Raw genomic sequence first — 14,957 nt, 5'->3', positions numbered from 1 at the left:
ATACTTTAATTAAGAATATATTTTTGCACTACTTCTGCAACACCATCGTTATTGTTTGAAGCTACAATTAAATCTGCTTTATCACGTAATTCAGGCGTTACATTATCTACCCAAACACCCAAACCGGCATATTCAATCATGGTTAAATCATTTCCGGCATTTCCAACTGCAATTATTTCACTTTGAAGAACACCCAGCTTTTCTGCTAAAAGTCTTAAACTCGCCGCTTTATCAATACCGTTTTGTGCCGCTTCCAGAAAAAAAGGTTTAGACATTGAAACACTCAAATGCGGCATAGCAATTAATAAATCTTTTTCAACTTCTTTTAGATAAGCGGGATTTTCTAATAAAATACATTTTACAGCAGGCCTTTTAACATAATCTTTAAAACTAGCCACTTTATTATGCGCCATTCCGGTAATTTCTTTTTCTACTTCTATATACTCAGAATCCGTTTCGCTTATAATTTCATTATCCAGATAAGTAATAATATGGGTTTTCATTTTAACGCTGTAATCGTACAAATCATGAATTTGTTCAACCGTCAGCTTTTGTTCAAATAAAACCAAATCATCCTTAACACGGCTGATAATCGCTCCATTGAACGAAATCATATAAGAATCGTTTAAATCCAATTCCAGCTCTTTAGCATAAGCCGTCATTGCCGAAGTAGGGCGTCCAGAAGCCAAAACTACATGAACTCCTTTTGCCTGCGCTTCTAACAATACTTTTTTATTTAAATCAGAAATTTTGTGATCGTCTGTCAACAAGGTATCATCCATGTCGAGCACTAACATTTTGTATTGCATTTATTTTTTAGTTTTCAGTCACAGTTTTCAGTCGCAGCAGGCAATTTTGCATTGTAAAGTGAAAACTGCGACTGAATACTGAATACTTTTAAAGACTCATTCTAAACTCTTCAATAACCGGATTTGCTTTTGCAAAATCTGTTTCCTGAATAAAAACCTCAACAGCCAAATCTGTACCGCCAAAACCTCCTAAACGAGCCGATTGAATATTATCTTTTTTCACTGTTTCTACTCCAGCTTCTTCTAATCTTTCCTGCAAAGCAATTGCAAGTATTTCACTTCCTGAATACACCTTCATTAATCCCATGGCATTTATTTTTTATAATTATTAATTTATTCTAATATGATTTTTAACTGATTTTGAAAATCTTCATTCTCATTTACGCCAATATGACCTTGATTTTGCAAAGGATACAAATTGATTTTTGATTTTAAAAGTTCTTTTAGCCGAACTGAATTATTAAAAGGAATTAATTGATCGTCCGTTCCGTGAAAAATATAAATTGGAGCTTTTACTTTTGGAAGATACACATTGGTTTCCAAACTAAACTTTTTCATAAAATCAGGAAATAACGGAACTCGGGAACTTGATAACTCTAAAAAATTATAATAAGGAGCCTGAAGCATTAAAGCTTTTGGTTTATTCTCTACAGCCAGCTTTGCGGCGAATCCAGAACCAATAGAATATCCGGCAATTATAATTTTATCTTCTGAATATCTTTTAGAAATTGATTTATAAACGATCGAAATATCTTTTGACAATTGTTCTTCATCTTCAATTGTTCCTTCGCTTTTTCCAAAACTTCTATAATCTAAAATAAAGATATCGTATCCTAATGAAGTATATATTTTGGCGATTTTTCCCCAGGTTTCAAGTGTTCCGGCATTTCCATGAAGATAAAAAACTAATCCTTTAGAATTTTCAGCCTTAAATAATAATCCGTTAAGGATAGTTCCGTCAAATGATTTGATGTTTATCTCTTCAAACTTTTGCTGATAATCAAACTTATACTCTTTTGGCAATCTAGAACTATGAAAAACCAATTGAACCTGATTAAAGTAAACATAAGAAATTATCAAAACATAAATAATCAGAAAAAAGCACAAAAGTACGATTGAAAAAAATTTAAGTGTTTTAAAAATCTCCATATTTATTAGTTAGTTTTCAGTCTCAGTCACAGTTTTCAGTGAAGCTTGTAAACCGTGACTGTAAACTGCGACTGAGACTATAAGTTCCGACTATTTACTCTTCCTCAATATCGTCTTCCTCTTCGTCAAGTTCTTCCTCACCTTCTTCATCCATATCAAATAAATAAGGCTCCAGCAACATTTTATCTGCCAAAATTTCGATACGTTCTGTCAAAGTTTCAGCAAAAATCAAACGTTGGGTTTTTGCAATACTATTTGAAATACGCATAATTTTGGTTTCATGACGCAATTTCAAAATTGGGTCAGCATCATCCAAAATAAACATTTTTAAACGGTTTACGTTGTACCCCGCCGTAGAGAACATATCACTTAATTTATTTGGTGTACCAATTAAAACATCAATTCCTGTAGAAACATAGTTTTTATCATAATCCATGTCGCCTTTGTCATGAACACCATAAACCTCCAGATTAGTATATTTTCCATATTTCTCAAAAAGCTCTTCCATTTCAAGCACTTTTGCTTTATCTTCAACAATAATCAAAGCGCGAGGTGATTCTTCGGTTTTTCCTGCCAATTGCTGAATCACATTCAAAACAATTGTAGTTGTTTTTCCGCTTTTTTCTGGAGAAATAACAATACAATCCGCACCACTTTTTATGGTTGAAAAAGTTTCCATCTGCAAAATGTTTGCTTCGGTTAAACCATTTTCAATTAAAGCATCTTGTAATTTCTCGTTTATTTTTTTTAGTTTCATTTCTAAATTTTAGATTTATGATTTTAGATTTCAGATTGAAAACTAAATCATTATTTACTGGCAAACATTTTTACATCATTTTCAGAGATTTCATTTCCTCCTAAAATGATTAATCTTTCTACCACATTTCGAAGTTCACGAATATTTCCTGTCCAATCGTATTCCTGTAATAATTTTATGGCTTGCGCCGAAAATACTTTAACCACGTTTCCTTGTTCTGAAGCGATTTTAGCTGCAAAGTGTCGTATCAAAGCCGGAATATCATCGCGTCTTTCGTTTAATGGCGGTACTTTTATCAAAATAACAGCCAGACGATGGTATAAATCTTCACGAAAACGGCCTTCGGCAATTTCTGTTTTTAAATCTTTATTGGTTGCCGCAACTACACGAACATCAACTTTAATATCTTTATCGGCACCCACTCTCGTTATCATACTTTCCTGAAGTGCTCTTAAAACTTTGGCTTGCGCCGAAAGGCTCATGTCTCCAATTTCATCTAAGAAAATAGTTCCTTTATCAGCCGCTTCAAACTTTCCAGCACGATCTTTAACTGCCGATGTAAAAGCTCCCTTTACGTGTCCGAACAATTCACTTTCAATCAATTCACTCGGAATCGCCGCACAGTTTACTTCAATTAAAGGGAAATTAGCACGTTCGCTTTTTTCATGCAATTGATGCGCCACTAATTCTTTTCCGGTTCCGTTTGGCCCCGTAATCAAAACTCTGGCTTCGGTTTGAGCTACTTTATCAATCATTACTTTGATATGATTAATTAACTCGCTCTCGCCTATCATTTCGTAATTTTTGCTGACTTTTTTCTTTAGAATTTTATTCTCTACAACTAATTGTTTTTTATCTAAAGCATTACGAACTGTATTTAATAAACGATTTAAATCTGGCGGTTTCGAAATATAATCAAAAGCCCCCAAACGCATCGTATGAATCGCCGTTTCCATATCGCCATGACCCGAAATCATAACCATTGGAATTTCCGGTTTTATCTTTTTTACTTCTTCTAAGACCTCAACACCATCTAATTTTGGCATTTTGATATCGCACAAAACCAAATCGTAATCGTTGTTTTTTATTTTTTCAAGTCCCGCAGCTCCATCTTCAGCTTCATCAACCTGATACGAGTCATTTTCTTCTGATAATATTTTTACCAAAACTCTTCTGATCGCTGCTTCGTCTTCTACAATTAGTATTTTACTCATTTTTTTAAGGTTCTGAGGTTCTAAGCTACTAAGGTTCTGAGGTTTTTCTAAAAGAAGCTAAAAAAAATCTTAGCATCTTAGCACCTTAGAACCTTAGCAACTCCAAAAAAATTAATATTTAAGCCATTTATACAATTCCTTCCACGTTGGTTTTTTTCCATACATTAAAATACCTACACGGTAAATTTTTGCAGCAAACCAAACTACAAGGAAAAAGGTTGCAAACAATAATGATACCGAAATTGCGATTTGCCACCATGGCACGCCAAACGGAATACGCATTAACATAACTATTGGCGAAGTAAGCGGAATCATAGAAAACACAACGGCAACAGTTCCGTGTGGATCATTTACAACCGTAAAAAATCCGATATATACACTTAAAATTAAAGGCATTAATATAGGCAGAAGAAACTGCTGCGAATCGGTTTGATTGTCGACTGCAGCCCCAATTGCAGCATAAAAAGAACTGTATAGAAAATATCCTCCAATAAAATAAACTATAAAACCAATTATAATACTGGCAATTGGAAGATTCCACAACTCAGCAATATACATTTGTGCTGAACCTGAAAGTTCCTGTTGTGCCGATTGCATTAGTTCTGGAGAAATTCTGGCTGTTGGTCCAACATTTACACCAAAAAATGCCGAAGCTGCAAACATTAACCCTAAACCAATAACAGCCCAAATCATAAATTGCAAAATTCCGGCCAATGAAGTTCCTACAATTTTACCAATCATTAACTGAAATGGTTTTACTGATGAAATAATGATTTCAATAATTCTATTTGTTTTTTCTTCAATTACGCTTCTCATTACCATATTTCCATAAATGATAATAAACATCATAATCAAGTAACCAAAGGCACCGCCAATTCCGATTTTTATTTCATTTAAGCCTTTCAAGCTTTCCTCTCCCGAAGCTTTAACCAAATGAATATTCACATTTGACTGTGCTTTTTGAATAGCCAGCGTGTCTAGTTTGGCGCTTTCAAGATTTAGTTTGGTTATTTTTGTACCAATGATATCCTGTGTGTTTTCTATAAAAGAAATACTTGGACTGTTATTCGAAATAAATTCAATTTTACCTTCTAAATCTTTTGTATTATTTGTTTTTGGGATAACAATCAATCCGCTGAAATTTTCTTTTGTAATGCTGTCTTTTAAAGCTTTTACATCAATTTCAGATAAATTATAGTATTTAAATTCAGCCCCTTTTTTATTTTCTTTTAAAAAATCGGAAGCAAAAAGTCCCGTTTCGTCATGAATGGCAATACGCTTTGTTTCGGCTTTCATTGAGCTCAAATAGCCAATAAAAACAGCTATCGCCACAAATAAAAGCGGACTCAAAAAAGTCATGACAACAAAAGATTTATTGCGGACTTTGGCAATAAATTCTCTTTTTATAATTAATGAAATAATACTCATTTCTTGATTTTAGATTTTAGATTGTTGACTTTAGATTTTAGATTTTAGGTTTTCACTCTAAAATCTGAAATATGAAATCTAAACTTTGTTTTCAGTAACTGTTTGAATAAAAATATCGTTTACACTCGGGATTTTTTCTACAAAATGTGTTACTTGTCCGCGTTGCGTCAAAATATTTAATAACTCATTTGGCGTTGCATTTCCTATTTGAATGTTTAATTTTAAATCGTCGTTTAGCGATTTAAAATTGGCAGGCGAAACTGTAAACTTCTGCGTAATATCATACATTAAACCTTCAACATTATTAGTCAGAATTCCTACTTCAAAACTGTTGGTTTTAAACTGACGTTTTACATCGCCTACTTTTCCTTCGATCAGTTTATTTGATTTATGGATTAAAGCAATATGATCACAAAGTTCTTCTACACTTTCCATTCTGTGTGTCGAAAAAATAATAGTGGATCCTTGTTCTTTTAATGCCAAAATTTCATCTTTTATAATATTGGCATTTACAGGATCAAAACCAGAAAAAGGCTCATCAAAAATTAATAGTTTTGGTTGGTGCAGTACGCAAACTACAAACTGAATTTTCTGTGCCATTCCTTTCGAAAGTTCCTGGATTTTCTTGTTCCACCAGCCTTGAATCCCTAAACGATCAAACCAATAATCCAATTGCTTTTTGGCTTCGGCTTTCGAAAGACCTTTCATTTGCGCAAGATACAAACATTGTTCCCCTACTTTCATAGAACTGTACAATCCTCTTTCTTCAGGAAGATAACCAATTGTCTGTACGTGTTTTGGCTGTAGTTTTTCTCCATCCAAAATTACTTCACCGCTATCTGGCATTGTAATTTGATTGATGATTCTGATAAGGGAAGTTTTTCCAGCTCCATTTGGACCTAAAAGTCCATATATACTGCCTTTTGGCACATTTAATGAAACTTCGTTAAGCGCTACATAATCGCCATATTGTTTTACGACTTTATGTACTTCAAGTAAGTTGCTCATTTTATTTTTTAGGTTTTCTTTTAGTGGCTTTTTTTTTTTTTGCCAGCACTCTGTAAAAGTAAATAATTCATAGCGAATCTACATTATAATACGCAAAAAACCCATTCTATTTGTGTAGAATGGGTTTTAATTTTATATAAACATTTTAGAAAAATTTCATATTATGAGAACATATCTTTTACTTTTTCGAAGAATGATTTCTCTGACTTTTCAGGACTTGGAACAAAATGTTCGTCGTTTAAAGCATTTTCAAAGAATTGTTTTTGTTCTTTATTTAAAGTTTTTGGAGTCCAAACGTTTACGTGAACTAATAAGTCTCCGCTTCCGTAACCATTTAAACTTGGAATTCCTTTTCCTTTTAATCTTAGTATTTTTCCAGATTGAATTCCTTCTTCCAGTTTAATACGAACTTTTCCATTGATTGCTTCAATATCTTTTGAAGCTCCTAAAACTGCTTCCGGGAAACTGATATATAAATCGAAGTGAACATTTTCACCTTCACGTTTAAGGAATTCGTGTTCTACTTCTTCAATAGCCACAATTAAATCACCCGGAATACTATTTCCCGGTGCATCGTTACCTTTATTAGAAACTTTTAACTGCATTCCGTCAACAACTCCAGCGGGAATTTTGATTGATACTGTTTCGTCTTCCTGAACCATTCCTTGTGCATCTGCCTCAGAAGGTCTTTTATCTAAAATTTGACCAGAACCACCACAAGCAGGACAAGTTGATGCAGATTGCATTCTTCCTAAAATGGTATTGGTTACACGCATTACCTGACCTTGACCATTACAAGTTGTACAAGTTTTATACGTTACACCTTTTGCCTGAACTTTACGTTTTACTTTTACTTTTTTCTCCACTCCATTTGCAATTTCTTCTAAAGTCAATTTTACTTTAATTCGAAGATTGCTTCCTTTTGCACGGCGAGGACCTCCGCCTCCGCCTCCGAATCCGCCAAATCCGCCGCCAAAAATATCGCCAAACTGGCTGAAAATGTCATCCATATTCATACCGCCGTGACCACCGCCAAATCCGCCAGAACCATCAAATGCCTGATGTCCATACTGGTCGTATTTTGCTTTTTTCTGCGGATCACTTAAAACCTCATAAGCTTCTGCCGCTAATTTGAAGTTTTCTTCTGCCTCTTTGTCGCCCGGATTTTTATCAGGGTGATATTTTAGCGCACTTTTTCGGTAAGCTTTTTTAATTTCGGCAGCATCAGCATTTTTTGAAATGCCTAGTATTTCGTAAAAATCTTTTTTCATAATTAGGTTTAAATTCCAAATAATAAATTCCAAATTCCAATATTAAAAAATTGGTTTTTAGAATTTTACTTGCATTTTTTAGTTTCCGATTACTACTTTAGGGAAACGAATAATTTTGTCTCCTAATTTGTATCCTTTTTCAATAACATCAACAATTTTACCTTTTAATTTTTCAGACGGAGCCGGAATTTGGGTAATTGCCTCAGCAAAATCAGCATTAAAAGCATCACCTGCTTTTACATCAACCTGCTCTAAACCTTTAGTTACCAAAGTGTTTTTTAATTTTTCGTGAATCAACTCAACACCTTTAGTTAAATTTTCATCTTCAGATTTGTTGATTTCTACAATCGCTCTGTCAAAATCATCCAAAACAGGAAGCATTGCTAACAAAACTTCTTGGTTTGCAGTTTTAAACAAATCGATACGTTCTTTAGAAGTTCTTTTTTTGTAATTTTCAAATTCGGCAAATAATCTCAAAAACTTATCTTTTTCCTTTGCCAAGTCTTGAGCCAATTGCTCTTCAACACTTAATTCTTCAACAATTAACTGTTCACCGTTGGCATTGTTCTCTAACGTTACATCATCTAATTCCTGATCGAACTCTGTATTTTCCGTAGTCATATTACTTTTATTTTTAAAAATATTCTTAAACTTCATTTTTTATTTCTTTCTGTTGGATTGCAAAAGTACTGCCAAATGTTATAAAATGTCAAATTGTCACTTTATTAATTATGAGACTTTTAAAATCTTAAAGCAGACTGTAAAATTTTATTATAATTTTAAGACTATTACGTTTTAGTTTGTCGTATATTTGGTATCCAAAGTAAGAACTAAATTATTACCTATCAAAATTGAATTTAAGGGTTGGCTTCGGCCTCATAAATAATTATTAATTCAAGTTTACCTTATATTAAAAAAAGCTTCGCCTTATAGAGACGAAGCTTTTTTTTATGCTTTTTTGAAAAAATTTTACAGCAAAGAACCCTAAGATTTTTTCACTTTAACTTTTATAAAAAAAGAAGTTCGCAAAGCTTTGTATCGATCTAGCTTTGCGAACTTTATATTTTTAAGTATTCTTGGTAAAAACCCTTTACGCTCTTTGCGGTAAGAAATATTGCACGGGCGGAGGGATTCGAACCCCCATCAACGGTTTTGGAGACCGCTATTCTACCCTTGAACTACGCCCGTAACTTAAGGTCGGCAAATTAAAAGTTTTTTTTCTTCTCCAGCAACTATTTCACGGAGAGATTTAAAAAGAAAATCCTTTAAATCTGTGCACTCAGCGACAAAAAGCTCCGTTCCAAATAGTTAACCTAACAAAGTTTTTTTTCAATTGTTGAAAATATATTTACTTATTACTAAAAAATTTTATTTCACGCAGATTTAAAAAGATTAGGCAGATTAAAGCCGATTTATTTAATATAAAAATTAAATCTGCTAAAATCTGCCTAATCTGCGTGAAAAAAAAATCTTTTTAATCTATATAATCTGTGGCAAAAAACCTTCACCCCAAACAGTTAACCTAACAAAGCATTTTTCAATCCTTCGAAATCAACAGAAACCTGCTCGCCTGTTACTAAATTCTTAAGTGAATAAGTATTTGAAGCAATTTCCTGATCACCGGCAATTACTGCAAAAGGGATCAAGCGTTTATCTGCATACTGAAATTGTTTTCCAACTTTTACATTATCTGGATACAATTCTACTTTTATATTTTCCTGTCTTAATTTCTGAATCGCTTTTGAAGCGTACAAAGCTTCTTTATCTCCGTAATTAATGAATATTGCTTTTGAAGTCGCTGCAACAGTTTCTGGAAACAATTGTAATTCTTCTAAAACCAAATAAATACGATCCAATCCAAAAGAGATACCGACACCGCTCATATTTTTCAAACCAAAAATACCAGTCAAATCGTCGTATCTTCCGCCGCCGCCAATAGACCCCATTGCAACTGTTTTTGGTGCTCCAACTTCAAAAATAGCTCCCGTATAATAATTTAATCCGCGTGCCAAAGTTACATCAAGATCTAAAATTGCAGTTGACAATCCTAAATCTGCAACATTGTCACAAATAAATTTCAATTCTTCAACACCTTTCATTCCTTCTTCTGATTCAGCTAATAATTCTGAAAGCTGCTTAATTTTATCTGCGAAAGTTCCAGAGAAACTAAAAAGAGGCTGTACTTTTACCAAAGCTTCTTCAGAAATTCCTTTTTCGATCATTTCTTTCTTTACACCGTCTTCACCAATTTTGTCTAATTTATCAAGTGCAACTGTAAAATCGATTAATTTATCTGAAGCACCAATTACTTCAGCAATTCCAGATAATATTTTTCGGTTATTGATTTTGATTGTAACGCCTTCTAAACCCAAAGCCGTAAAAACGGTATCGTATAATTGAACCAATTCAACTTCCTGCCATAGTGATTTTGAACCCACAACATCGGCATCACATTGAAAAAACTCTCTAAAACGGCCTTTTTGCGGATTATCAGCTCTCCAAACCGGCTGAATTTGATATCTTTTAAAAGGAAATTCAATTTCACTTTGGTGCTGTACAACGTATCTTGCAAATGGAACTGTCAAATCGTAACGCAGCGCTTTTTCAGAAATTTTTCCAGTGAATTTATTCAATTCGATTCTTTGCTCTAAACTTATTTTTTCAGCTGAATTTATCTGTAATTCTTCTATTGATTCCGGCAGTTCAATTTTACTTTTATTGTAAAAAAAGTTACCTGAATTCAGAATTTTAAAAATCAAACGATCCCCTTCTTCTCCATATTTTCCCATTAAGGTATCTGAATTTTCAAACGAAGGCGTTTCGATTGGCTGAAAACCAAATTTTTCGAAATTAGTTTTTATAGTCTGAATAATATATTGACGTTTTGACACCTCTGCTGGTGAAAAATCTCTGGTTCCTTTTGGAATACTTGGTTTTGAAGCCATCTTTCTGTTTATTTTACATTTCTGATTTTAGATTTTAGATTTCTTTGAAACTTAAAATCTAAAACCTTTAAAATTATTTATTTTTAGATTTTTTTGATTGTTGGTTTTTTACACTTTCGACTTAATGCCTTTCCAACTTTCGACTTAATTTAAAATCGCCTGCAAATATCTTACTTTTTAAAATAAATAATAGCGGTTCGAAAACAAACTTGTAACAAAAACCGTATTTTCGTGACAAATTGGTCATGATGCTAAAATTATTTAAAGAAAATATCCGAATTGCTTTTGGTTCTATCAAAACTCAATTATTACGAACCATTCTTACAGTTTTAATTATCGCAATTGGGATTACCGCTTTGGTAGGAATTCTTACTGTTGTAACCGCACTTGAAAATACGGTTTCGACCAATTTTGCCTCAATGGGAGCGAATACTTTCAACATTAATCAATACGAAAATACGGTTCGAAATCGTGGCGGAAAAGAACGTGAAGTTATTAATCCGATTATTTCGTACCCGGAAGCGGTTGCTTTTAAAAACAAATACAAATATCCTTTTACCGAAACTTCTCTTTCTTTTACCGCAACATCAAAAGCCGAAGTAAAATATCTAGACACTAAAACTGATCCTGAAATTTCTATTGTAGGTGTTGATGAACATTTTATTTCAAATTCTGGTTTAGAAACTACTTTAGGCCGTTCTTTTAATCAATTTGATATTGACAACAATACGTATTCCTGCGTTGTAGGTTCTGATTTTGAAAAAGGCCTATTAAAAGATGTTAATCCAATTGATAAAGTAATTTCAATTCGTGGTGCGCGTTTTAAAGTCATAGGTGTTTTAAAAGAGAAAGGTTCAACTTTTGGAAACAGCCAGGATTTGCGCATTTTAATTCCAATTCAGGTAGCACGTTCTTTATTTACCGCACCTAACATTAATTATACAGTTAGTGTAATGGTTTCTAAAAAAGAACTTTTAGATCAGGCTGTCGATAATGCAACCAGTACAATGCGCAGAGTACGAAAATTAAGTCCGGTTCGTGATAACAATTTCGGAATTGGCCGAAGTGACGATTTAATCAACCGAATTTTAGGAATCACACAATATTTAGGCTGGGCATCGTGGATTATTTCGATCATTACTATCTTAGGTTCTTCAATTGCTTTAATGAATATTATGATTGTTTCGGTTACAGAACGTACCCGTGAAATTGGTGTTAGAAAAGCACTTGGCGCAACAAAAATTACAATTTCCGTTCAGTTTTTTATTGAAACTTTATTGATTGGACAAATTGGCGGTTTGGTTGGAATTGTTCTTGGAATTCTAATAGGTTTTGCTTTTGCTGCTGCAATGAGTTTTGCTTTCGTGATTCCGTGGATGGCGATTTTTGCCGCATTTGCCACCAGTTTTATGGTTGCCATTGTTTCGGGTTTATACCCTGCCATAAAAGCGTCAAAACTAGATCCTATAGAAGCTTTACGATACGAGTAATCATCATGTTTCCTACAAGGTTTCCAAAACCTTTCAGGAATCTGAAACATTTTTCATAAGTTTTCTTTTCTCAACTCCTATAATATCAAATTCAAAATAATCTTCAAACTCAATTATTTCATGAGGCTGTTCATTTTGAATTGTATCTATTATCTCACCATCAAATGTTATGGTTTCAGCAAATAGATCATCCACAATTAAAATACAATTTTCATGCAAATAAAAAAAAGGAAAATCTAAGGAGTAATCCATTACATTTCTTTTCACTCTTCTGTTTTTCAAATCAATTATTCCCCATTGATAAATAAATCTGAAGAAAATTAGGTCAATATTTTTGAAATGAAAAAAATTCGACTCAATTAATTCATCATTATTTTCATTAAGAAAAAATTTAGCAGTGATGTTATGCTTTGGTTCTTCATCAAACTCAAAATCAACATAGGAAACCTTTAAATCTGAAGAGTCATCAGAAGGAATTTCGATATCAAATCTTTCAGATATTTGATGTCCATTAAAATTCCTAATTTGTAATTTCATTTTTTGCTATTGAATAAAAATACCTACAAGGTTTTAGAAACCTTGCAGGAAATCATTCGGTCATTGTCGTAAATATCTTTTCGGAGATCGATGTTTATAAAATCCATTTTACCTAACAAATCAACCATTTCTTTTCCTAAATATTGATTGATTTCAAAATACAACTGTCCGTTTTCCAAAAGATTATTGTGTGCTAGAGATGCTATTTTCCTGTAAAAAATCAACGCATCATTATCGTCTACAAAAAGAGCTAAATGCGGTTCATAATTCAGAACATTATTCTTGATTTCTTCTTTTTCTAAATTGCGGACATAAGGGGGATTTGAAACAATAATATCATATTTACATTTCAACTCTTCTGCTTCTAAAATATTCTGAAACAAAAAAGTAACTTCAACATCATTTCTAATAGCATTTCGTTTAGCGGTTTCAATTGCTTTTTTCGAAACATCAATTGCATATACTTCTGCATTGGGAAGATTTTTTGCCAGCGAAACAGCAATACAGCCGCTTCCTGTTCCAATATCCAGAATTTTTATTTTTCCTCTTTTCTCTATTCCTTTATTTTCGCTGATAATCCATTCTACTAATTCTTCTGTTTCCGGTCTTGGAATCAAAACATTTTCGTTTACTTCAAAATCTAGACCGTAGAAATTAGTTTTTCCCAGCAAATATTGAATTGGAACTTCCTTTTTCAACTGTGCCAGCAATGAATCCCAAACAACAAAATCGGCTTCGGAAAAAGCCAATTCGTGATTTAAAGCCAAATCTATTTGACGCAGTTTGTGTTTGTCTTCTAAAATTAAATAGAAAAAACTTTCGGCTTCGTACGCATCGTACAAAGAAGATAATTCTTTAATAAACTGAGTACGATATTGCTTGATTTTCATTTTTATATATCTGTTATTAGATAATCTTTTTAATTTAACAGTCGAACTGCACGGCTATTTCTGAAACTTTTTTCACTGAATCTCCATTTTCAGCTTTTGACGAAAGGAATAAAATCACACGTTCTTCTTCATAATCCCTGTTTGCTCCAAAAACAAAATCTAATTTTCCATCGCCGTCAATATCACCCGCAAAAAGGAGCTCAACAAAAGTGTCATTAAACGAAGTTTCGGTCAAAAGTAATTTTTCAGGATTATTTCCAACCGTTATAAACAATTTATAATCTTCCACTTTCTTAAAAATCTCTGTTTTATCGTCATCTGTACTTATTTGTTCTTCAGATAAAACTTTCCCTTCTCCGCGTAAAGTATAAATCAGATTATTAAAAGTAAAACTCAGTTTTTCTTTGGGCCAGATTTTATCTCTTTCTATTTTTACCGATTTTATTTTTCCTGTTTTCAATTTAGGATAATCCATCAACAACAAAACTTTTTTTTCAGGCATAATCGAAAGCGTAGAATCACCGGAACATTCACTGTATCCTTTTTCAATTTTGAAATTTGCTTTGCCTAAAAAATATTCTCCATTCTCCTGGTATAGCTCGACCCATTTCTGGCTTAAAGCTTTTACCGGGTTTTCATTCTCATAAGTTCGGTAATTTTGAGGTATTAAAATATTGAATTCTTTTTTAAAGACTTCTTCTGATACAGCCGTATTTTCAATTTCCTCAGTTTTAACTACTGAATCTTTGACTGTTGGGGTATTTTGGACCACTTTTTCCTGCTTAGCATCTTTACAGGAGAATAAAACAGAAACTAAAATAATAGCAAAAATATTTTTTTTCATTGGCTTATAATTTTTTCAACATCCAGACAGGGCAAGAATCATGCCCCGTACATCCTAACGGCGCATCTAAATATTCAAATCCTGATTTTTTATATAATTTTTGAGCGGCATGCATAAAAGGCATTGTCTCAATGTAACAATTTTCAAATCCAAAATCCCTTGCATTCTCCAAACATTCCTCCATCATTTTACTTCCAATTCCTAATCCGCGGACTTTTGGTAAAAAATACATTTTTTGCAATTCACATATTTTAGGATCTCCATTCTCTAGAGGTGCAATTCCTGCGCATCCCAAAATTTCTCCTTCACTTTCAACAACAAAATAAACCGCTTTGGGCTTATTATATTCTTCAAACATTAAATCTAAATATGGATCTTCATAAGCGGTACCTACTTTTGGAATTTCCATTTCATCAAAAACAGATCGTATTAATTTCGCAACTGATTGATTGTCTTCTTTTTCAATTTTTCTGATAACCCAATTTTTCATTTTATTTATTCACTTATATCTACAAAAATAAAAATACTTTTCCGATAGTTTCATAACAATTTGTATTGTTTCATAACTATCATCTCAACATTAGACTCAAAACTCAAAAATAGTTACTTTTGCAG

15 protein-coding genes and 1 tRNA gene are annotated in these 14,957 nt (G+C 32.8%); 1 reads left to right on the top strand and 15 read right to left on the bottom strand.

Going from position 1 to position 14,957, the window contains the following annotated elements:
* Nucleotides 1-5 precede the first annotated feature (5 nt).
* The 11 genes from L1276_RS13480 to hisS all read right to left on the bottom strand — a co-directional run bounded on the left by L1276_RS13480 (nucleotide 6) and on the right by hisS (nucleotide 10,581).
* Nucleotides 6-809, bottom strand: coding sequence for a Cof-type HAD-IIB family hydrolase (locus L1276_RS13480; RefSeq protein ID WP_253788611.1), 804 nt, complete (start codon nucleotides 807-809; stop codon nucleotides 6-8).
* 88 nt (nucleotides 810-897) lie between these two features.
* Complete coding sequence (locus tag L1276_RS13475; protein ID WP_012027005.1) at nucleotides 898-1,116, bottom strand: putative signal transducing protein; 219 nt, start codon at nucleotides 1,114-1,116, stop codon at nucleotides 898-900.
* 26 nt (nucleotides 1,117-1,142) lie between these two features.
* Entirely contained in the window at nucleotides 1,143-1,889 is a 747-nt protein-coding gene (locus L1276_RS13470; protein ID WP_253788609.1) for an alpha/beta hydrolase, read from the bottom strand.
* A gap of 163 nt (nucleotides 1,890-2,052) precedes the next feature.
* Entirely contained in the window at nucleotides 2,053-2,715 is a 663-nt protein-coding gene (locus tag L1276_RS13465; protein WP_253788607.1) for a DEAD/DEAH box helicase, read from the bottom strand.
* A gap of 50 nt (nucleotides 2,716-2,765) precedes the next feature.
* Complete coding sequence (locus tag L1276_RS13460; RefSeq protein WP_253788605.1) at nucleotides 2,766-3,929, bottom strand: sigma-54 dependent transcriptional regulator; 1,164 nt, start codon at nucleotides 3,927-3,929, stop codon at nucleotides 2,766-2,768.
* 111 nt (nucleotides 3,930-4,040) lie between these two features.
* Nucleotides 4,041-5,357 (bottom strand): ABC transporter permease, encoded by a 1,317-nt coding sequence (locus L1276_RS13455; protein WP_253788603.1) that lies wholly within the window; start codon nucleotides 5,355-5,357, stop codon nucleotides 4,041-4,043.
* A 78-nt stretch (nucleotides 5,358-5,435) separates the two neighbouring features.
* Nucleotides 5,436-6,365 (bottom strand): ABC transporter ATP-binding protein, encoded by a 930-nt coding sequence (locus L1276_RS13450; RefSeq protein ID WP_253788601.1) that lies wholly within the window; start codon nucleotides 6,363-6,365, stop codon nucleotides 5,436-5,438.
* Nucleotides 6,366-6,526: 161 nt separating this feature from the next.
* On the bottom strand, nucleotides 6,527-7,636 hold the full coding sequence (gene dnaJ, locus L1276_RS13445) for a molecular chaperone DnaJ (protein ID WP_253788599.1): 1,110 nt from the start codon (nucleotides 7,634-7,636) through the stop codon (nucleotides 6,527-6,529).
* Nucleotides 7,637-7,714: 78 nt separating this feature from the next.
* Nucleotides 7,715-8,293: a nucleotide exchange factor GrpE gene (locus L1276_RS13440; RefSeq protein WP_253788597.1), complete on the bottom strand. Its 579-nt coding sequence runs from the start codon at nucleotides 8,291-8,293 to the stop codon at nucleotides 7,715-7,717.
* Between the two features lie 460 nt (nucleotides 8,294-8,753).
* Nucleotides 8,754-8,824: transfer RNA gene (locus L1276_RS13435), tRNA-Trp, on the bottom strand.
* A gap of 329 nt (nucleotides 8,825-9,153) precedes the next feature.
* On the bottom strand, nucleotides 9,154-10,581 hold the full coding sequence (gene hisS / locus L1276_RS13430) for a histidine--tRNA ligase (RefSeq protein ID WP_253788595.1): 1,428 nt from the start codon (nucleotides 10,579-10,581) through the stop codon (nucleotides 9,154-9,156).
* 245 nt (nucleotides 10,582-10,826) lie between these two features.
* Between hisS and L1276_RS13425 the strand changes: the two genes are divergently transcribed.
* Nucleotides 10,827-12,071 carry an ABC transporter permease gene (locus tag L1276_RS13425; RefSeq protein WP_253788594.1) on the top strand — a complete coding sequence of 415 codons (1,245 nt, stop codon included), beginning with the start codon at nucleotides 10,827-10,829 and terminating at the stop codon, nucleotides 12,069-12,071.
* 33 nt (nucleotides 12,072-12,104) lie between these two features.
* On the opposite strand, the gene L1276_RS13420 is transcribed toward L1276_RS13425, so the two are convergent.
* From L1276_RS13420 to L1276_RS13405, 4 genes are read right to left on the bottom strand one after another with little or no spacing between them, the layout of a single operon-like run.
* On the bottom strand, nucleotides 12,105-12,608 hold the full coding sequence (locus tag L1276_RS13420; RefSeq protein ID WP_253788592.1) for a hypothetical protein: 504 nt from the start codon (nucleotides 12,606-12,608) through the stop codon (nucleotides 12,105-12,107).
* A 23-nt stretch (nucleotides 12,609-12,631) separates the two neighbouring features.
* Nucleotides 12,632-13,498, bottom strand: a complete 867-nt coding sequence (gene prmC, locus L1276_RS13415; protein WP_253788590.1) for a peptide chain release factor N(5)-glutamine methyltransferase — start codon at nucleotides 13,496-13,498, stop codon at nucleotides 12,632-12,634.
* 34 nt (nucleotides 13,499-13,532) lie between these two features.
* On the bottom strand, nucleotides 13,533-14,342 hold the full coding sequence (locus L1276_RS13410) for a hypothetical protein (RefSeq protein ID WP_253788588.1): 810 nt from the start codon (nucleotides 14,340-14,342) through the stop codon (nucleotides 13,533-13,535).
* Nucleotides 14,343-14,346: 4 nt separating this feature from the next.
* Entirely contained in the window at nucleotides 14,347-14,832 is a 486-nt protein-coding gene (locus L1276_RS13405) for a GNAT family N-acetyltransferase (RefSeq protein WP_253788586.1), read from the bottom strand.
* Nucleotides 14,833-14,957: the final 125 nt, after the last annotated feature.

Origin of the sequence: Flavobacterium sp. HSC-32F16 (assembly GCF_024171645.1) — a bacterium.
In the GTDB taxonomy this organism is placed as follows: Bacteria; Bacteroidota; Bacteroidia; order Flavobacteriales; family Flavobacteriaceae; genus Flavobacterium.
This window is presented reverse-complemented; position numbering and strand designations above follow the sequence as displayed.

What these genes read in the sequence shown, in the direction of transcription:
- L1276_RS13480 (WP_253788611.1), bottom strand. Translation starts at nt 809, where the DNA reads ATGCAATACAAAATGTTAGTGCTCGACATGGATGATACCTTGTTGACA.
- L1276_RS13475 (WP_012027005.1), bottom strand. Translation starts at nt 1,116, where the DNA reads ATGGGATTAATGAAGGTGTATTCAGGAAGTGAAATACTTGCAATTGCT.
- L1276_RS13465 (WP_253788607.1), bottom strand. Translation starts at nt 2,715, where the DNA reads ATGAAACTAAAAAAAATAAACGAGAAATTACAAGATGCTTTAATTGAA.
- L1276_RS13460 (WP_253788605.1), bottom strand. Translation starts at nt 3,929, where the DNA reads ATGAGTAAAATACTAATTGTAGAAGACGAAGCAGCGATCAGAAGAGTT.
- L1276_RS13455 (WP_253788603.1), bottom strand. Translation starts at nt 5,357, where the DNA reads ATGAGTATTATTTCATTAATTATAAAAAGAGAATTTATTGCCAAAGTC.
- L1276_RS13450 (WP_253788601.1), bottom strand. Translation starts at nt 6,365, where the DNA reads ATGAGCAACTTACTTGAAGTACATAAAGTCGTAAAACAATATGGCGAT.
- dnaJ (WP_253788599.1), bottom strand. Translation starts at nt 7,636, where the DNA reads ATGAAAAAAGATTTTTACGAAATACTAGGCATTTCAAAAAATGCTGAT.
- L1276_RS13440 (WP_253788597.1), bottom strand. Translation starts at nt 8,293, where the DNA reads ATGAAGTTTAAGAATATTTTTAAAAATAAAAGTAATATGACTACGGAA.
- hisS (WP_253788595.1), bottom strand. Translation starts at nt 10,581, where the DNA reads ATGGCTTCAAAACCAAGTATTCCAAAAGGAACCAGAGATTTTTCACCA.
- L1276_RS13425 (WP_253788594.1), top strand. Translation starts at nt 10,827, where the DNA reads ATGATGCTAAAATTATTTAAAGAAAATATCCGAATTGCTTTTGGTTCT.
- L1276_RS13420 (WP_253788592.1), bottom strand. Translation starts at nt 12,608, where the DNA reads ATGAAATTACAAATTAGGAATTTTAATGGACATCAAATATCTGAAAGA.
- prmC (WP_253788590.1), bottom strand. Translation starts at nt 13,498, where the DNA reads ATGAAAATCAAGCAATATCGTACTCAGTTTATTAAAGAATTATCTTCT.
- L1276_RS13410 (WP_253788588.1), bottom strand. Translation starts at nt 14,342, where the DNA reads ATGAAAAAAAATATTTTTGCTATTATTTTAGTTTCTGTTTTATTCTCC.
- L1276_RS13405 (WP_253788586.1), bottom strand. Translation starts at nt 14,832, where the DNA reads ATGAAAAATTGGGTTATCAGAAAAATTGAAAAAGAAGACAATCAATCA.